Annotated in this window: 17 protein-coding genes; 9 read left to right on the top strand and 8 right to left on the bottom strand. The window is 43.2% G+C overall.

The window, feature by feature from the left end:
• The first annotated feature begins 131 nt into the window (after positions 1-131).
• From ACFPIK_RS07025 to ACFPIK_RS07015, 3 genes are read left to right on the top strand one after another with little or no spacing between them, the layout of a single operon-like run.
• Entirely contained in the window at positions 132-926 is a 795-nt protein-coding gene (locus ACFPIK_RS07025; RefSeq protein ID WP_377913637.1) for a DUF4382 domain-containing protein, read from the top strand.
• Positions 923-1,942, top strand: coding sequence for a bifunctional diaminohydroxyphosphoribosylaminopyrimidine deaminase/5-amino-6-(5-phosphoribosylamino)uracil reductase RibD (gene ribD, locus ACFPIK_RS07020; protein ID WP_377913636.1), 1,020 nt, complete (start codon positions 923-925; stop codon positions 1,940-1,942). Before ACFPIK_RS07025 ends, ribD begins: the two co-directional genes overlap by 4 nt.
• Positions 1,935-2,417, top strand: a complete 483-nt coding sequence (locus ACFPIK_RS07015) for a GAF domain-containing protein (protein ID WP_377913635.1) — start codon at positions 1,935-1,937, stop codon at positions 2,415-2,417. The genes ribD and ACFPIK_RS07015 overlap by 8 nt, the downstream gene beginning before the upstream one ends.
• A gap of 28 nt (positions 2,418-2,445) precedes the next feature.
• On the opposite strand, the gene ACFPIK_RS07010 is transcribed toward ACFPIK_RS07015, so the two are convergent.
• From ACFPIK_RS07010 to ACFPIK_RS06995, 4 genes are all read right to left on the bottom strand, one after another.
• Positions 2,446-3,228, bottom strand: coding sequence for an undecaprenyl-diphosphate phosphatase (locus ACFPIK_RS07010; protein ID WP_377913634.1), 783 nt, complete (start codon positions 3,226-3,228; stop codon positions 2,446-2,448).
• Positions 3,229-3,372: 144 nt separating this feature from the next.
• Complete coding sequence (locus tag ACFPIK_RS07005) at positions 3,373-4,098, bottom strand: tetratricopeptide repeat protein (RefSeq protein ID WP_377913633.1); 726 nt, start codon at positions 4,096-4,098, stop codon at positions 3,373-3,375.
• A gap of 43 nt (positions 4,099-4,141) precedes the next feature.
• Positions 4,142-4,429: a winged helix-turn-helix domain-containing protein gene (locus ACFPIK_RS07000; protein WP_377913632.1), complete on the bottom strand. Its 288-nt coding sequence runs from the start codon at positions 4,427-4,429 to the stop codon at positions 4,142-4,144.
• The gene (locus ACFPIK_RS06995; RefSeq protein WP_377913631.1) at positions 4,416-4,991 is read right to left on the bottom strand and encodes a hypothetical protein; all 576 of its coding nucleotides are present in this window, start codon (positions 4,989-4,991) and stop codon (positions 4,416-4,418) included. Before ACFPIK_RS06995 ends, ACFPIK_RS07000 begins: the two co-directional genes overlap by 14 nt.
• A gap of 121 nt (positions 4,992-5,112) precedes the next feature.
• Between ACFPIK_RS06995 and ACFPIK_RS06990 the strand changes: the two genes are divergently transcribed.
• Together ACFPIK_RS06990 and ACFPIK_RS06985 are read left to right on the top strand one after the other, a co-directional pair.
• Complete coding sequence (locus ACFPIK_RS06990; protein ID WP_377913629.1) at positions 5,113-5,565, top strand: DinB family protein; 453 nt, start codon at positions 5,113-5,115, stop codon at positions 5,563-5,565.
• Positions 5,566-5,578: 13 nt separating this feature from the next.
• Positions 5,579-6,049: a copper resistance protein NlpE gene (locus tag ACFPIK_RS06985; protein ID WP_377913627.1), complete on the top strand. Its 471-nt coding sequence runs from the start codon at positions 5,579-5,581 to the stop codon at positions 6,047-6,049.
• A gap of 312 nt (positions 6,050-6,361) precedes the next feature.
• On the opposite strand, the gene rlmF is transcribed toward ACFPIK_RS06985, so the two are convergent.
• A complete protein-coding gene (gene rlmF / locus ACFPIK_RS06980) occupies positions 6,362-7,303 on the bottom strand; it encodes a 23S rRNA (adenine(1618)-N(6))-methyltransferase RlmF (RefSeq protein WP_377913625.1) in 942 nt (313 codons plus the stop codon).
• Between the two features lie 22 nt (positions 7,304-7,325).
• The gene (locus ACFPIK_RS06975) at positions 7,326-8,795 is read right to left on the bottom strand and encodes a M14 family zinc carboxypeptidase (RefSeq protein WP_377913623.1); all 1,470 of its coding nucleotides are present in this window, start codon (positions 8,793-8,795) and stop codon (positions 7,326-7,328) included.
• 91 nt (positions 8,796-8,886) lie between these two features.
• Here ACFPIK_RS06975 and ACFPIK_RS06970 point away from each other — a divergent pair, with 91 nt between their 5' ends.
• Complete coding sequence (locus ACFPIK_RS06970) at positions 8,887-9,897, top strand: dipeptide epimerase (RefSeq protein WP_377913621.1); 1,011 nt, start codon at positions 8,887-8,889, stop codon at positions 9,895-9,897.
• A gap of 127 nt (positions 9,898-10,024) precedes the next feature.
• Here ACFPIK_RS06970 and ACFPIK_RS06965 read toward each other — a convergent pair whose 3' ends face one another.
• Both ACFPIK_RS06965 and ACFPIK_RS06960 read right to left on the bottom strand, forming a co-directional pair.
• A complete protein-coding gene (locus ACFPIK_RS06965) occupies positions 10,025-10,720 on the bottom strand; it encodes a response regulator transcription factor (RefSeq protein WP_377913619.1) in 696 nt (231 codons plus the stop codon).
• A complete protein-coding gene (locus ACFPIK_RS06960; RefSeq protein WP_377913617.1) occupies positions 10,717-12,390 on the bottom strand; it encodes a sensor histidine kinase in 1,674 nt (557 codons plus the stop codon). Before ACFPIK_RS06960 ends, ACFPIK_RS06965 begins: the two co-directional genes overlap by 4 nt.
• A 253-nt stretch (positions 12,391-12,643) precedes the next feature.
• Here ACFPIK_RS06960 and lysA point away from each other — a divergent pair, with 253 nt between their 5' ends.
• The 3 genes from lysA to ACFPIK_RS06945 all read left to right on the top strand — a co-directional run bounded on the left by lysA (position 12,644) and on the right by ACFPIK_RS06945 (position 18,900).
• Entirely contained in the window at positions 12,644-13,867 is a 1,224-nt protein-coding gene (lysA, locus tag ACFPIK_RS06955) for a diaminopimelate decarboxylase (protein ID WP_377913615.1), read from the top strand.
• 205 nt (positions 13,868-14,072) lie between these two features.
• Complete coding sequence (locus tag ACFPIK_RS06950) at positions 14,073-15,113, top strand: PorP/SprF family type IX secretion system membrane protein (RefSeq protein WP_377913613.1); 1,041 nt, start codon at positions 14,073-14,075, stop codon at positions 15,111-15,113.
• A gap of 352 nt (positions 15,114-15,465) precedes the next feature.
• Positions 15,466-18,900, top strand: a complete 3,435-nt coding sequence (locus ACFPIK_RS06945) for a T9SS type B sorting domain-containing protein (RefSeq protein ID WP_377913611.1) — start codon at positions 15,466-15,468, stop codon at positions 18,898-18,900.
• Positions 18,901-18,968 lie beyond the last annotated feature (68 nt).

Raw genomic sequence — 18,968 nt, 5'->3', positions numbered from 1 at the left:
CCCAAAATTAAGAAGGTCCGGAGACTTCTTGGTCCCCTTCGAAAAAGTTTCCTGATAAGAGTTCTTGATATTCTTTCCTCTGGATTTTCGCCTCGTATTAGTAATGAAAAGATTTGGCCTAAATTTACTCCGTGAATCGATTGAAAATCTTCCTTTTTCTACTTGGAATTGGGCTTTTTGGCATGGGCTGCGAAGGGCCTGACAATAGTCCCAAAGCATTGGTCAATGTCCTGCTGGTGGATGCCCCTGCCAAATGGGATTCCGTTGTGGTAGAAATTCAGGGAGTTGAAATTGACTTTGTCCAAAGTGGAAGACAAGGTGAAATCCAAAAAATCTGGATGCCTTACGAACCCGCCAAAAAAAGCATCAATCTAACTCGACTCGTTAATGGTAATGCCTTGACAGTCTCCAGAAAGGAATTCCAATTGGGTCAAATCACGGCTGTCACACTCAAGCTCGGTACTTCCCATGCGCTCTATCAGGGAGATACTCGATATCCACTCACCTTACCTTCGGATATCACCGATTATTCACAAGACCTTAAAGTCGATTTGGAGGCTGGCATTTCTTATGATTTGGTTTTGGATTTTGATTTGGAAAAATCCATCCGGGTGACTCAAGCTTCTCCGCTTAAGTTGGCTTATAACCCAACGATACAGGCCTACACCAGCATTGGGCGTAGTGAGCTGAATGGGATAGTCTTTCCAACTGAACTTAAGCCGGCGATTTACGCCATTTCAGAAAATGACTCCTTAAGTACACATACCAATTCCGGTGGAGCATTCCTTTTTAAACTTTCCCCGGGTCGCTACACGCTCTATATTGATCCCAAAGACAATCGTTTTGTCGCGGACACCCTTATCAATGTGGAGGTAAAATCCGATCAGCGAACCACCCTGGACCGAATTACGCTGAGCAGACGATGAATCACACGCTATACATGCGCCGAGCCTTGGAACTTGCCGAATGGGGCAGAGGATATGTCAGTCCCAATCCCATGGTGGGGTGTGTGATTGTGCATCAAGATCGGATCATCGGAGAGGGCTGGCATAGGGCTTATGGCGGACCTCATGCTGAAGTCCATGCGATCAATTCGGTGGAAAATCAATCCCTGCTTCCAGAATCCACCGTTTACGTCACGCTCGAGCCCTGTGCGCATTGGGGAAAAACACCTCCCTGTGCCAATCTGTTGGTGGAGAAGAAGGTAAAAAAAGTAATCATCGCAGCAGTAGATTCCAATACTCTGGTAGGAGGAAAAGGAATCGAAATCCTCAAAAATGCAGGAATAGCCGTAGAGACCGGAGTCCTCGAAGAGAAAGCCCGCTGGCAAAATCGTCGCTTTTTCACCCAAATCGAAAAGCAAAGACCGTATGTGATCCTCAAATGGGCACAGACTGAGGATGGATTGGTGGCAAGGGAAAATTTCGATTCCAAGTGGATCAGCAATGCTCAAAGCCGACAGCTGGTGCATAAGTGGCGGGCTGAGGAAGATGCCATTTTGGTAGGAAAAAATACTGCAGCATACGACAATCCAAGATTGGATGTCAGGGATTGGGTTGGGAAAAACCCGATTCGTGTGGTGCTCGATTCACATTTAGGACTTCCAAAGAATTTGAACTTGTTTGATCAGTCCATTCCAACACTGATTTTCAATACTGTAAAAAGTGAAACCATTGAAAATTTAGAGTGGATCCGATTGTCGGAAATCAATCCTAAGGTAATTTTAAAAGAACTTCATTCCCGAAAAATCCAAAGCCTAATCGTGGAAGGCGGGAGCCAGGTTCTCAGTCAGTTTATCGAATCGGGACTTTGGGATGAGGCCCGCGTGTTTACGGCTCCGACTCGATTTGATCGGGGAATCTCCGCCCCAATACTGAACCAAAATCCTTCAGAAACACTTTCCATCGACACAGACCGACTTGATATCTATTACCATGGCTGAAACTTTATTTCTTCCTCAAAACGCCACCAAAGCGGAAACTTATGAAGCGCTGATCCCTCAGATCGAGGCTTTGATTACTGGTGAAAACGACCTTTATGCCAACCTAGCCAATGTAGCCGCCGCACTGCGGGAAGCTTTTGGATTCTTTTGGGTAGGCTTTTACTTGGTGAAAGAGGAGCAGTTGGTCCTCGGGCCATTTCAGGGACCGATCGCCTGTACCCGGATTAATTTTGGGAAAGGCGTTTGTGGCACTTCTTGGAAAGAAAAGAAAACCCAGCTCGTCCCTGATGTGGAAGCTTTTCCGGGGCATATTGCCTGCAGTTCTGCTTCCAAATCAGAGATCGTAGTACCTGTGTTCAAAGGGGAAGATGTCGCCATGGTGCTCGATGTGGACAGCGATAAGCTCGCGGATTTTGATGAGACCGATCAAAAGTACTTGGAAGAGTTGATGGGGATTTTGGCAAAGACCTTCTGATCTCAGAGAAAGTTCCTAGGAAGCTGATTTATCCCAGATCTGTCCCCCACATAAAGATCAAAAACAAGATCCCCAAGGCAATCCGATACCAGCCAAACGCGGTAAATCCGTGGTTCGACACGTATTTCAAAAATAGCTTCACAGCAAACCAAGCCGAAACAAAAGCAACTCCAAAGCCAATAGCCAAGATCGTTAGCTGTTCGGTGGTGAAGGCTAAATCGGACTTGATCAGGTCATAGCCTCCAGCAGCCATCATGGTTGGCACGGCGAGAAGGAATGAAAATTCTGTCGCCTGCTTTTTGTCCAGGCCATTGAATACCCCTCCAATGATCGTGGCTGCGGCACGGGAAGTGCCTGGCACCATGGAAAGACACTGACAGAGGCCAATGAAAAAGGCGTTTTTGTAGGAGATGTCCTCCACTTCTTTAAGCGTAGTTTGCTGATTGACAACTTTTTTGTCGATGAAAATCAAAATCACGCCACCCAAAATCAAGGAAACTGATACGACAATGGGGTTGAACAGGTAGCCCTTGATGAAATCATAGGCGAGCAGACCCACAATCGCAGTGGGCAAAAATGCCGCAAGCAGTTTGAAATAAATGTCCAAGCTGCGGAAAAACCGCTTGATGTACATCAGGGCAATAGCCAAAATCGCCCCAAGCTGAATAAAAACTTCGAAGGTTTTCACAAATTCATCCTCGTGGATACCCATCGCGGCAGAGGCCAAAATCATGTGTCCTGTGGAGGAAATTGGCAAAAACTCCGTAAGCCCTTCGATGATAGCGATGATGATACTTTGAAAAAGAGACATAATGAAATCAGATTAGCTCTCAAAAATACGAATCCAACTTCGATGACCTAGTTATTTTTCGGTTCATCGCTGTCGGGTTGAAGCAATACGGAACCAAATCAAAAAAAGCAGCAGCTAAAACCGCTGCTTTTTTGTTCCCAGCCATTATTGGTAAGCAGGAAGCAATCCCTTACTGACCCAAGTAAAATTAGGTTCAATAGTCAATGCCTTTTGCCAAGTCTCCATTGCTTTGGATTTTTGCCCCATTTCCTGATAGAGGATTCCAATCCAAGCCAAGTTATCGAGATACATCCAGTTTTGTGTGTCGTTGCGCTGCTCAAAGAGCTGATTCGACTTCAGGTAGGCAGCCAAGGCTTTGTCTTTGTCTCCACCCCACATTTCCGGGGTGAAGTATTGGTTACTGGCATACATCTTTTGGACGATGGGAGAGTTGGGAGCATTTTTCATTGCTTCCTCCAGCAAGTCGCTGCTTTTGCCGCCGAGCATCATCCCTTTCCAAGGGCTGTAGGAGATTTTGAATCCATAGACCGAGGAGAGGAGCCCCTTTGCTTCAGCCCCATAGGTTTTGTCCTTTGCCAGTTCTTCGAGTCTGTTTTCTAGACCATCCACATAGGCATCGAATAATTTTTCGTCCTGATCTTTCATCGTAGCATTGAGCAGTCCGTACTCCATGAGCGCGAGCTGGTATTTGTTTTCAGTGTCCGGCTTGGTTTGGTAGGCCTTGGTGGCTAGGACTACGTTTGATTTCCAGCTGTTTTTGTTCTGATCGAGATAGGCCAAGTAGCCAAGTCGCTTGAGATCTTGTGGAAAGTCCATGGCAATCAACGTGATCATCACAAGTAAGGTGAAAATTCTAGAGTTCGTTTTCATATTATAAATTGGTTTATGTTGTAAACTAAATGAAGAAATTTTTTTAGGAGATGTAATTTTTAAGGTTTTCCACATAGGATTCAAAGGCCTTCACCCCGGCAGGTGTGATGCTGCAGGTAGTTAGAGGGCGTTTGTCACGAAAGGATTTTTCGATCTTGATGTATCCAGCTTTTTCTAGCTTGTCCAGCTGTACGCTTAAATTGCCTGCCGTAGATTCCGTTTTCTCCTTTAAAAAGGTGAATTCCGCTTCTTCTAAGCCAATGAGTAAGGACATGACCGCCAATCGCAGTTGAGAATGGAGTAAAGGATCGAGAGGCTTAAAACTGCTCACGGTAAGATTTTTTCAGGTAATAACCAGGCACAAGATATCCCAAAATCATGGCAATTCCTGACACCAAGTATTGTTCATCTACAGGAAGCATAAAACCAACCAGTGCTCCTGCCGCTAACATACTCGCACCTAGTTTGAGTGCTTTGGCTTTAATTAAGGAGCCCGTTATAAAAACACCAATCGCAGAAACCAACAGAATCACGGGATTATGATTAAAATCCAGGACCGACATGAAAAGGACCAAGGCTATAATCACTAAATAGATCGCCAACCAAAGTTCACCTAAAACGGAATCTAGGTGGGACTTTACCCTCGCCTGTTTGGCAAATTTTCTGCTGAAATAGACACTGATCAGTGTAGCAGGTATGACCAAAAGCCAAACCAAATACGGTGCATCAAAACCAGCTTTCGCCAGACCATAGTGGCCCAAATCGCACACCGCGATCACCCACCCCCAAAGCAGTAAATGGAAGCTTCCATCGCCTGCAGCTTCTTTTTTCGCCTGACTGATCATCTCCGTGATCAGTGCCAAGGACTCTTTGCTACTCAGTTCTTTTTCCATAGCGTTCTTTTTGATTAATAGAACGATTCAAATATAAATAGGTTTATATTATAAACCATTTTAAAAGAAAAAATTTCCTGGTTTTTTTTAGGTTTACTAACTTGGCTATAACACCACGCTCATGAAAAACATATTCGACCCCGAAGTAACTGCAGAACTAATCTCAAGAATCAACCAACTCCAAGCAGACACTAAGCCACGCTGGGGTAAAATGTCGGTGGATCAGATGCTTGCCCATTGCTGCGTGGCCTATGACATGGCCTACACGGATAAGTATCCAAAGCCAAATCCAGTCATGCGGTTTTTGCTAAAGGCATTTGTCAAAAAGGGAGTGGTCAATGAAGTGCCTTATAAGAAAAACATCCCGACGGCCCCGGCTTTTGTGATTGCAGACCGGAAAAATTTTGAGGAAGAAAAAGCAAGGTTAATCCATCATCTAGAGCATACCCTAGCCTTAGGCAAGGACCATTTTGAAGGAAAAGAATCGCTCTCTTTTGGTCCAATGACTGCTCTGGAATGGAATAACCTATTTTACAAGCACTTGGATCATCACCTAAATCAGTTTGGGGTATAAGGATTAAATTTCCATGAAAGGATCATTCACTTTCCCGCTTTCAATTCTTGCCCTCTTACATTTTGCCTGTAGCAATCCTCCAGAAAAGCAAGCAATAACTTTAGACTCCTTACCAGAAAAAATCGAGATTAGTCAGCCAAATGCAGTCGGTGACAATTCTCAAACTTCCGTGGATTGGGCTGGGACCTATTTCAATGTACTGCCATGTGCAAGCTGCGAAGGAATCGAAACTTGGGTGACACTAAATCCAGATGGCTCCTTCCAACTCAAAACCAATTACTTGGGCCTTAATGATGCTCGGGAGGAAATTTTCACAGGCAAATTCGAATGGGATTCATCAGGATCTTTTGTTCAGTTCAAAGGCTTGATTGGAGATGCGCCCGGAAAATACAAAGTCGGAGAGAACCGAATTTGGCACTTGGATCAAGATGGAAAACAGATAAAAGGAGAATTGGCAGATCGGTACATTCTTCACAAGAAGTAACTTACCTTCACTCCTAATTCCCTGAATTGAGACCAAAAACTCTTTCAAAAAGAGAATTTCTGCATGATGAACTGGAACAAACCTGTCAAATTCAAATTTGGTGGCGAAGATTGGGAGATGCCTCTATCTACACTACTGTTACTTATTTTGCTGACGCTGCTATTGATGTTTGGTGGGGCTTGGTTAGGATTTAAATTCGGATCGGGACAGCTTTGAAGCAGATCGAGATGAACCTATCTGGACGTTGTATTTAGCTTACAACATTCTTGATGAGTTGCCGGCTTTTGGGATAAAAATCGGGGAAAGACTTCTTCAAATCCAGCGATAGTTCTTCCAAGCTTCCTTCTGCTTGGACTGCAAAAAAGTCCAGGCAACAAACCGACTGATTTTATTCCCTTGGGCCATCTCGATGATTTTTTGATCAACGACTCCTACCTTTTCCAACTGAATTTGTAGAGGTTTCAGGTTTTCAGATTTTGAGACTAAACTGGTAAACCAATAGACCTGATTCTTAAAGTTCAAGCTCTCAACAATCATTTTTCGGATAAAAGCCACCTCTCCTCCCTCAGTCCAAAGCTCGGTGGCTTGTCCGCCAAAGTTTAAATCAGCTTTTTGGATTGTCTTTCCTGTTAGGTTTCTCACTTTTCGAATGCTTCCTTCTTGGGCGTCTTGAGCTGATTCGTGAAAAGGAGGATTGCACAAGGTAAGATCGAAGAACTCTTCGGATTGAATGATATGGGAAAAAATCATCGAAGAATCAGACTGAGGCCGTACCTCGATTTTACCTTGAAATCCAGGATTTTGCCTAAGAATTTGTTGAGCGGATTCAATTGCTTTCGGATTCAGTTCCGATCCTACAAACCTCCATTGGTAGATTGAATTTCCCAAAATCGGATAGATCAAATTGGCCCCCGTACCAATATCAAGCACTTTAATCTTTGACCCCTTAGGGATTTTGCCAGCATTGCTTTGAGCCAATAAATCTGCCAAGTGATGAATGTAATCGGCACGACCGGGAATGGGCGGACAAAGAAATCCTTCCGGAATATCCCAATAATGGACTTGATAAAAATGCTTTAAAAGCGCCTGATTCAAGGCTTTGACAGCTTTTGGATTGGCAAAATCCAGAGTCAGGTTTCCATACTCGTTGGTAAAAAGAAAGGGTTTGAGTTCAGGCAAAGTTTCCGAAAGTGATTTCAAATCATATCGGTTCTGGTGGAGATTGCTAGGGTGAAGTTTGTTTTCGGTTTTCACAATGGTCCTTACTATTTCTGAATCAAAATACCCGATTCCTGATTTCCTGCTTTTTAGGGTTTTCCAAATCGATCAGGTAACCATTCACAATTGCATATCTTGGTTTTCCTTCTTTAGCCAAAAAGAAATTGGTGGCCGAACCCGTCATCCATCCACTGGAGTACTTTTCGGTCGATTTCAAAACCAAAATAGGCAGGCTGTGAACTTGTCTGGCTTCACCTGATTTTACCTTTACCGCCATAAAGCCCTGCCGAAGTAACTCAAGGGCTTTTTCCTCCGAAATATCCTTGACGGATTCAAAAGCGGTGGAATACACTTTTCCTTCAAGATATTGTAGTTCTGTGGCATCCAAGGTCTCGAACCCAAAGAAAATCTGCATATCTCCGAGGTCTTCTACCGATGCGCTCATGAAATAACCGGCTGCATTTTCAGTTTCACGTCTGCGAATGGCAATATCTAAGGGATACCATGACCCCTTTACCTTCACCTGCATTTCGTTAATGATCAAGTCCATCAGTTGGAAGCCATTGTCTGGGATCGCGAAATACTGCTCGGTGGTGTATTGTTCATAGCCTCGGGTAGCGATCTGATGCAAGGCATTGAGGATGATCATGAAGTTGATCTTTCGGATGTACTGCTTTTCAGGATCTCCAGGGTAGCCACCTGATTCGATCAAAATCGTACTTGTACCCCATTTCTGAATGTTATCCCCAAACGCTCTTGGCTCAAAAGCATCATCATACTTACCGACTTGTCCTGGGATCAATTCCTGCAAAAGTTCATTCATCCCAGCGATGGTCTGCATGGCACGACCTCGAACTTCATTGATTTCTGTCTCATAGTTATATGCAGGAGCCAAAAGTGAAATGGTGGCCTGCTTCGGGGTGTTCACCACATTATAGTAGATCTGCTGATCGTGGAGGTTAAACCCAAACTCAGGCTCAAAGTCGTCCCGGGCCTTTTTCAAAATCACCGCCTCAGGAGAAATCTGGGAAATTGCATCCCGGTTCAGATCGATATCCAATGCATTTCTGCGCTTGAAGGCATCTGCTCCGTCGGGATTGATCATGGGGATAAATTTCAGGCTGAGTTTATTTTTCAGCAGGTTTCTTAACTCATCGTATCCATCATTTTTCCCTTCCAGAAAGTTGAACAGGTCAAAAAGTGCCATCGTAGCCGTACTTTCATTGCCATGCATCTGGGACCAAAGCATGACTTTGGTGACGCCTTGACCCCATTTCATCGAGGTGATACTTTTCCCTTCGACGGATTTTCCCAATTCCTCCAACTTAAACTCAGACCCATGTTTTTGGATCAAGGGATGAAGGTCTGCGTGTTTGAATCTTCGGTGAGTGATGGCAGACTCCTTGTATTTTTCATAGGCTGCTTCCAGCTTTTCCACCTGCATTTTTTGATAGGGTACCTGTGCTGAAGAGTGAAAACAGGATGCTAATAAAAAGAGTAGGAAGGATGTCAGGAAAGCGGTTTTCATAGAAAGTGGTATTGAAGTCTATCGATTTTAAAACTAGCCATTCGGGTGAAATAAAATGGCTTATTTTTGCCAATACCCAAAAAATCATGCCATGAAGCTCAGCTATCAGGTTTTTGACCTTCCGCTCAAGCACACCTTTACTATCGCGCACCAAAGCCGTGATGTGCAAGACACCCTCATCGTCAAGCTGGAGGAAGATGGAATTTATGGATTAGGAGAATCGACTACCAATCCGTTTTACGGCATAACTATCGAAAACATGAGTGCTTGCCTGGAGGAATTTCGCCCCATAGTGGAATCCGGAAAATGGGAAACTCCTAAGCAACTTTGGGAAATGGGTAAGGTAATTTTTCGAAATAATCCCTTTGCGCAGTGTGCACTGGATATGGCAGCTTGGGATATTTTCAGTAAGAAACAAGGGAAAAAACTCTACCAATACCTGAACCTTGATCCTAAAAAAATACCCACTACCAACTTTACCATCGGCATTGATACCGTAGAGAAAATGGTCGCCAAGATGAAAGAGGTGGATTGGCCGATTTACAAAATCAAACTCGGAACTGAACACGATCTGGAAATCGTACGCGAACTCCGAAAGCATACCCCATCAGTATTTCGAATTGATGCCAACTGTGCTTGGACAGCCGAGCAAGCTATCCGCAATTCGGAAGAACTAGCCGATCTCGGCGTGGAATTTATGGAGCAGCCTTTGGGAAAAGATGACTTGGAGGGGATGAAAGAGGTCTTCAGGCATTCCAAACTTCCTGTGATGGCAGATGAAAGCTGCATCGTGGAAAGCGATGTGAAAAAATGCCACGGACTTTTCCATGCGATCAATGTCAAACTGGTGAAAGCGGGCGGAATTACACCTGGACTGCGTATGATTCAGGAAGCCAAATCCCTCGGGATGAAAACTATGGTGGGCTGCATGACTGAGTCCTCCGTCGGAATCACCGCAATTGCACATATAGCTCCGCTCCTGGACTATGTGGATATGGATGGGGCGATGCTACTGGCCAAAGATCCTGCAAGAGGGGTGACAATCACTCCGGCTAAAGTGACTTTCCCGGATGGGCCGGGGATTGGAGCGGAGTTGCTTTGATTCTATTTCGGATTTGGGATATCGGATTTCGTCAGGAATTATCTCTTCCTAAAAAACCAAAAGCCCCGAATTGATTCAATCCAGGGCTTTTTTCTTGATACTAACGTCTAGATACTAGATACTCCAATCATCCCTCTCCCACGATCAGCTTAAATCCTTCCCCGTGAACCGTGATGATCTGCACTTTGGGATCATCCTTGAGGATTTTTCGGATTTTGCTGAGGTACACATCCATGGAGCGCGCATTGAAATAGCTGTCATCGCCCCAAATCTGCTTGAGTGCATGGCTTCGGTTGACCAGTTTGTTGATCTCGGAAGCCAAAAGTCGAATCAGCTCATTTTCTTTAGAAGTCAACTTATGTTTGCCTCCCGGCCCTTCGATAAACTGCTCATCGTAGTGTAGGACAAAGTCTCCAAAGGAGTAAGTTTTAAGAGTCACTACTTCGGTGGATTTCTGAGTTCTTCGGAGAATTGCGGTAATTCTAAGTAGCAATTCCTCCATGCTGAAGGGTTTGGTAAGGTAATCATCGGCACCGATTTTGAGTCCTTCGATGATGTCATCCTTTTGGTTTTTAGCCGTGAGGAAAAGGATAGGTAGGTCTTCCTGTACTTTTTTGATCTCCTTAGCCAGCGTAAAGCCATCCTTCTTTGGCATCATGATGTCCAAGAGACAAAGGTCATATTTATCTTTCTTAAACTTGTTCCAGCCCTCTTCTCCATCTCTGCAAAGGGTAGGCTCATAGCCTTTCATTTCGAGGTATTCTTTGAGAATGTCGCCCAAGTTTGGATCATCTTCTACGACTAATAGTTTGGCTTTGCTCATTGCTTTTTGGGTAGGTTAATGGTGAAGGTACTTCCTTTACCGGGCTCTGACTGCACGTAGATTCCGCCCTTGTGGGCTTCCAGCATGGTTTTGACGTAGGATAGTCCCAGGCCAAAGCCTTTGACATCGTGCACATTTCCGGTAGGTACTCGATAAAATTTATCAAAAATCTTCTTTACGGCCTCCTTGCTCATCCCGATTCCTTGATCTTGAATCGTGACGATTACCTGATCCTGATCATCTTTGGCAACCACTTTGATCTTTGGGCTTTCTTTGGAATACTTATTTGCGTTATCCAGTAGATTGTTGAAAATGTGGGTTAAATGAAAAGCATCTCCTTCTATTTCCGGATTTTTCAGAAGGTTTTGGAATTCGATTTTACCACCCTTGCTTTCGACTTGGAGGCTGATGTGCTCTACGGTAGATTCCAGAAGCTCTGCCAAATGAATGGTTTCAAGTTTGAGTTTGAAATCATTCTTATCCAATGCTGCTGCCTGTAGTACTTTCTCGACTTGGGATACCAACCGCTTGTTTTCGTCCTTAATGATGCCCAAATACCTTGCTCGAAACTTGTCCTGATTGCTGAGCTCCGGATCTTGTAGAGCCTCTACGGCGAGACTTACCGTGGCCAAAGGTGTCTTGAACTCATGAGTCATGTTATTGATAAAGTCATTTTTAATGTCAGAAAGGGCCTTCTGACGGATAATGACCTTAATCGCATAGACAAAGCAAAAGATAATGACTAGGATGAAAACAATCGAACTGGAAATCGGAAGCCAAACCTGTCTAAATACATGGCTCCCTTTTTCAGGAAAATAGACATAAAGAAAATTTTCCTTCCCGAGAATGTCATTTGGAAAGAGTTTGGATTGTACACCTTGATTTTTGATGAGCAAAGGATCTGTTATCGTTCCCACTCCAACCAACTGACCTTCGTCATTTTGTATAGCGAGCTCAAAGGCTTCGATAATTCCTTTCTCCTTGAGCTGGTTTTTGAGCATTCTTCTCACTTCGGCGGTGTCCAGCCTATTCAGGATTTCTTTTTGCCCTTCTGCAAGCTCATTGATCGCTTGGTTGACCAGATCGATTTTGATATTGGTCTTTCGGATTTTATCAATAGCATCTGACGAAAGATTGATTTCTGCACTGATTTGGGGAACAAACCCAGTGTATGCCCGAGAGTTTGCAGCCGGATTCTTATTGAGGTATTCCAACTGCCGTTCTTTCTCCTGCAGGAGAATCTGCATTTCATCCGGAGTAAACATGCTCGACGCCATTTCCGGGGTCATGTAGGCAAAGAAATTTTCCAGCTCCGAAAAAACGGATACATCCAAACCTCTCGATTGTAGGATCCTTCGGAAAGTATTACTCACTTGAGGCATAGGAGCAATCAGCATGGTATCTACTAGAGAAGGCCTCGTATACGTGGGTCTGGTTTTGATCTGAATTACATCGATGGGATCGATTTTTTTAAAGACAGCCTCTTTTAGAATAGGGTCTTCGATAAGTTTATTCAAAAGCGCGTCCGAAGTTTCTCCCTTTTCGAGATCACTTACAGTCCTAGATAGCGCCTGAAGTACATTTTGGTCAAATCGTTCCTGATTGATCCGGATGGCATTTCTTACCCAATAGTATTGGAACCCCATCAAGCCAAAGCTTGCGAGGGACATTAAAACGATGATTAAGGTAATATTGCCTTTAGACATGGCACAAATTTAACTTTCTAACTAGGCTACTCTTTGGAGTTAACATGTTTTAACGGCTTATTGAAATTAGTTCTTTCAGAAAAAGATTTCTGGTTGTATCCTCGCATATTGAATTTGAACGGTTTCTTAATTGCTACATCCAAAAAAAAGGGAGGCGATAGCCTTCCTTTTTTATTATTGGGTATTTTTGTCCCTCTAATCTTAAACCTACTATCCCGTGCCTAATCCCACGCACATTCAAGGAGTTGCTTTTTCCAGCTTAGCGGAAGAATTTGGAACCCCGCTTTACATTTACGACGGCGCCAAAATAGTCTCTCAGGTCAAGACTCTACAAGAGGCTTTTGCTGCAGTTCCGCTCAAAATCAAGTATGCGACCAAGGCACTTTCGAATATCAATGTACTCAAGCTGATCCGAAAAGCAGGTGCAGGAATAGATGCCGTGTCCATCGAAGAGGCCAGATTGGGGATGCTAGTAGGATTTGAAGCAAGTGAAATCATGTACACGCCAAGTGGGGTAGATTTTTCAGAAATCCAGGAAGCCGTGGACTTAGGCATCATGATCAATCTGGATAGTCTGCCATTGATGGAGCGGTTTGGGCAAACCTACGGAGGGACTTTGGAGGCATGCATCCGCATCAACCCGCACATCATGGCCGGTGGAAATCTAAAAATATCTGTAGGCCACAAGGAAAGTAAGTTTGGTATATCTATCGAGCAGCTACCTGAGATTTTGCAGCTGGTTGAAAAATACCGGTTGAATATCGTTGGGCTCCATATTCATACGGGTTCAGACATCTTGGATGCAGAGGTATTTCTACGTGGTGGAAATGTGCTATTCGAAGCAGCGATGCAATTTCCCAACCTGAAATTTCTAGATTTTGGAGGGGGATTTAAGGTAGCGTATAAACCACAGGATGTAGCCACGGATGTGATGGAGGTTGGGAAAGCTGTCGGTGCAGCCTTCCAGGAGTTTTGCAAAAAATACGGGCGTCAATTAGAGCTTTGGCTGGAGCCTGGTAAATTCTTGGTGAGTGAGGCAGGGTTTCTATTAGTAAAATCCACAGTTGTCAAACCAACCCCATCGGTCACTTTTGTAGGGGTGGATTCCGGCCTCAATCACCTCATCCGTCCGATGATGTATGATGCGTATCATAGCGTCTATAACCTGAGTAATCCCGAAGGGAAAAAAGAAAAGTACAATGTAGTCGGCTATATCTGTGAAACGGATACGATTGCCTCCCATCGTGAATTGAACGAAGTGAAGGAGGGGGATCTCTTAGTCATAAAAAATGCCGGAGCCTATGGATACAGCATGTCTTCCAATTATAATTCAAGACTTAGACCGGCTGAAGTCCTAATTTGGGAAGGTAAAGCACGACTTATTCGAAGACGCGAAGAATTTGAAGATTTGATCAGGCATCAAGAAATACATGAATTTTAATCGAAGGCACCTCAAAAGGGTGCCTTTGGTATAATTATTGAGTTTGGGTCAACGTTCTGATGGTTTTTAGAAAAACTTTTGGAAAAAATATGTGGATTGCTCGCCCCAATCACAAGCCCTGGTAGTATCAAATCCATTTATTAGTAAAAGTCAATAATGGTATAAAGACCTGATTGGTAACTTTGTATCTACTGTTGGTTAGGTTATGCTGAGGAAATTTTATTGGACACTACTACTTACCTTGTGGCTTTTGGGATCTAACATCCTATCAGCTCAGGATGTCCAATACTCCCAGTTTTATGCTGCTCCTTTGTATTTAAATCCTGCACTAACTGGAGCAAGTGAACTCACCAGAGTGGGAATTAATTATAGAAATCAATGGCCAGGGCTGGATCATAGCTTTAATTCGTATTCCGCATACATTGACCATTATATTTTTGATTACAATAGTGGAGTTGGTTTAATTTTTAATGGAAATCAAGAGACACTTGCCAACCTGTCGACGAACGAAGTCGGATTAAGCTATTCTTACCGACTGAAACTTTCCGAGAAGTTTTACTTCCGTCTTGGTGCTCAAGCTAGCTACATGCAACGTGACGCCTTTTTCTCTGACCTCGTGTTTGGATCCATGATCGATATCGTAAACGGAACTGTGGGAGGGATTACGGATGAACTTAACGGAATACCTCTTGATAGTCGCCACAGTTTTGTGACTTATGCGGTTGGGGGAATGATTTACAATGATAAGTTTTGGTTGGGAGGCTCAGCTCATCATCTAAATGAGCCTAATGTTTCCTTTATAAACGACAGGACGAATGTACTTCCGATGAAAGTTTCGCTTCAAGGTGGATATAAAGTTAATCTAAGCCCCGGAGGCAGGGATTATTTTACTCATTCCTATCAAGAAAGATCCCTTTCATTCGCGTTTAACTACAAGCAGCAAGATCCTTTTAATCAATTGGACTTAGGAGCTCAGCTTTATCTACACCCTTTGGTATTGGGTATGTGGTATAGAGGTTTGCCTACCAAAAATAACCTACCAAACAATGAAGCGGTAATTGGCCTAGTGGGTGTCTCATTGGAATCCGGATTAGACATCGGCTATTCCTATGACTTTACAGTTTCAAAACTCAACCAAAGAAACAGCGGTGGAGCGCATGAGATATCTATTCGCTATACTTTTCTATGGGGAGATCCTAGATCAAGAAACCAGCGCTCTAGAGTAATACCATGCTTTAGATATTGATTTCTGAATTTAGAGGATAGGGTGCCAAAAAATTTTATTCTCACTGAAAATCAGCCTTTTTTCATTTCATATCTCGAAAAAGGTAAAAGCTAGACAGGTTTTTTGATTATATGATATTTTTCAGAATAATTTAATTTTTCCAAGAAGTCAGTTCGTTTACAACTCCCTGTCAAATACTTGCATTATTAAATTTTTAACCTCTATTTTCTTCAAAGAGGGTAAAACTAGGAAAGACTCTTTGTTGTATTTCGCTTACAAAAATTGAGATGTAAAAATTTCAAAAGCAAAAAAAACTATTTGTAATGCGCAAATAAACATTCAAAATGCAGACCTTTAGGAAGGGTTTCAAATTATGAAAGTAAGATTCAAATATTGGCAGGTAGTTTTTTTGATGGCGACAATAGTCTCCTTCTTGCAGCAAGCTGCATTTGCCCAATCTGCTTTCAAATTTCCTTCATTTAAAAATGAGAGGATTCAATCCATGGATGAAATATGGGTTCAGGTCAGCGGTAAGCTTGCCTTATGTTCCCATAGCGAACGAGGAAGCATCAATTTGACAGTAGGTGGAGGAAAGCCTCCTTATACCTTTAAGTGGAATACAAACGAGTCAGTACAAAACCGAACCAATCTTAATGCCGGAACTTACACAGTTTGGATTACAGATTCTGAAGGACGGGTACATCAAGAGCGAATTGTCATTCAGCCGCCATTTCCTCTAGTACTTAATCCTGTAGTGAAGAAAGATGCTACTTGTGGTTCGGGAAATGATGGATACGCAAAAATCAGTGTCAAAATCGGAAGAAACGATTATGATCCTGCAAAACCTCCTTACCAAATCTCTTGGAGTAATGGACTAAAGGATGTTTGGGAGGCCAACAACCTGGCTCCAGGAACCTACGTGGTAAAAGTTGCTGATAAATTTAACTGTGAGACCAGTATTTCATTTGAGATAAAGGCCGGTACTGCGGGTATGAGTGTGGCAGAGTCTATTCAAAATGTGGCTTGTGCATCGCCAACTAGTGGAAGAATCAACCTGTCCGTTCAAGGTGGAGATGCACCATACACTTACCTATGGAGTAATGGATCTACTTCAAAAGATCTTATTGGAGTTTCTGCAGGGATTTACCAAGTATTGGTTAAAGATTCCAAAGGCTGTTCTTTCCAAGGGTCTTATACTATATCATCTCCAAGCACCATCCAAATTGGAGAAACCTTGACCATGCCTTCCTGCGGTTCCATTGCCAACGGACAGATCAAATTGAATATTACCGGAGGAACCACTCCTTATTCTTATCTATGGAGCAACGGTAGCACTCAGAATCAACTTCAAAACTTGTCGCCAGGCACATACTCGGTGAAAGTAACGGATGCTTCTGGGTGTAGTGTAGAAAAACAATATGTCCTCAGCAATCTATCTACGCTCACTTTGGCTTCTTTTCAGAAGCAAGACGTCACCTGCTTTGGTGACAACCGTGGCAGGATCGACCTGAATATTACTGGCGCAAGTGGAGCCATACAGGCTGCTTGGTCGGATGGATCTACTTCTATCAACAGGACCAACCTTTCCCCAGGTTCTTATACTGTCATCTTAAAAGACCAGTACTGCGAGATCAGCAGTAGTTTCCAGATCCTTGGCCCTTCAGAGGCTTTAAGTGCGACAGGATCTCCTCAAAATCCTTCTTGCTCAGGAAATGATGGCAAAATCACCCTGAATCCAAAAGGAGGTACTGCTCCTTATACATTCAAGTGGAGCAATGGATCTGTAACTAAAGACCTCAGTGAATTGGGACAAGGTAAGTACACTGTGGATATCACTGATAAAAACGGATGTAGTTTCCAAACCTCATTTGACTTGGTTTCTCCGATGCCTATCACTATCGAAGAGACTTTGAAGGACCCATCATGTGCAGGAAATTCTGACGGGACCATTTCGCTAAAAATCTCAGGAGGCAATACACCCTACTCATATCTATGGAGTAACGGGTCTACTCAGCCTTCCCTTCAAAATTTGGCAGCAGGCACTTATAAAGTCAAAATTACCGATGCAACCGGCTGCTCCATAGAAAAAGAGTTCGCTGTTAAAAATCTTTCCACTCTTGCTTTAGCTTCTTTCCAAAAACAGGATGTCACCTGCTTCGGAATCAACTCAGGAAAGATCGATCTTACCCTATCAGGAGCAACTGGGACTATTCAAGTCAAATGGTCTGATGGGTCCACTGCTGTTACTAGAAGTAATCTGGCTCCAGGCACATATTCTGTAAGTATTAAAGACCAGCACTGCGAAATCAACTCCAATTTCCAGATCTCTGGTCCTCAAGAAGCGTTAAGTGCAGTTGCCATCCCTGTCAACCCATCCTGCTCTGGAAATGATGGCAAAATCACCTTAACCCCTAAAGGAGGAACTGCACCTTATACCTATAAGTGGAGTAATGGCTCAGTATCTAAAGACTTGAATGGTCTTGGTCAAGGAAAATTTACCGTGGACATTACCGATAAAAATGGCTGTTCATTCCGTACCTCGGTTGACCTTGTATCTCCTTTACCGATCACCATCGAAGAGACTTTAAAAGATCCATCTTGCGCAGGAACTCCTGATGGAGCTATTTCTCTAAAAATTTCAGGCGGCAATACCCCATATTCCTACCTATGGAGCAATGGATCCACACAATCTTCTTTGCAAAATATTGCAGCAGGTACTTATAAAGTCAAAATTACCGATGCCACTGGATGTTCTGTAGAAAAGGAATATTCCGTAAAAAATCAATCCCAATTGACTGTGTCAATTTTGAGGGTAGATCCGGTAAGTTGTGGTGGAGGAAATGACGGTAGGATCGTACTCGCTGTGGCAGGAGGAAAAGGATTGGTAAAGGTCAAATGGGAGGATGGTTTTACTGGTTTGGAAAGAACTAATCTCAAATCAGGCACTTATAAAGTGCAAGTATCTGATGAAAGCAATTGTGGAATTTCGAAAGAAGTAAAAGTTGAAGAAGCCAATCCGCTTCAGGCAAGAATAGAAAATGCCATAGAAATGGATTGTGACTTAGGTCAGCTCAAAGGAAGAGCTTGGGTGGCAATCTCAGGAGGGAAAGCTCCATATGTCATCAAATGGGAAAATGGCAATCAAACCAGCAATGAAATCCAGTTTAACCAGAGTGGGATACTCAAAGTAACTGTAAAAGATGCTTTAGGATGCCAAACTGAAGTAGAAGCTAAAGTCACTTTCCCTGACTACAATTACCAAGGTGGAGCCAGGTTAAATTTTGAATTCCGTAAACTCAACTTCAGCAGTGAGCCCGAAGTGACCATTGAAGAGCAAATCATTTTTGAAAGCGAAATATCTCCTGAATTTATTTCTTGGGAATGGGATTTTGGTGATGGAAATAAATCTCAGGAGAGAAATCCAGTGCATGTTTACAAAACCGCAGGTACTTTCGAAGTCAAGCTAACCGGAATGGATATTTATGGTTGTTCGCTTAAGGAACTGAGTAAAGTGGTTGTGACTCAACCCGAGGAAATGATGGTTATTCCAAATGCCTTTTCTCCAAATGGGGACAACCTGAATGACTGCTTTATTCCGAAAATGAAAGGAGTCAAGGAATTCACTTTACAAGTGTTTAACATCTGGGGAGAAAAACTTTACGCAGGTTCGGGGCTGGAAATCACCGGTTGGGATGGTACCTACAAAGGTCAGATGGTCCCTGGAGGCAATTACATCTATCGAATAGATTATGTGAATTGGGAAGGAATCAAAAAATCTGCATCCGGCTCAATCTCTTTGATCAGATAATCAATATCCTATTACTTGATAAGTCATTATAATGCCAGTCCTCAGACTGGCATTTTTTTATATCCAAT

It is taken from the genome of Algoriphagus aquatilis (assembly GCF_042657405.1).
Taxonomy (GTDB): domain Bacteria; phylum Bacteroidota; class Bacteroidia; order Cytophagales; family Cyclobacteriaceae; genus Algoriphagus; species Algoriphagus aquatilis.
The sequence above is the reverse complement of the archived record's forward strand: the minus strand, read 5'-3'. Positions and strand labels throughout refer to the sequence as shown.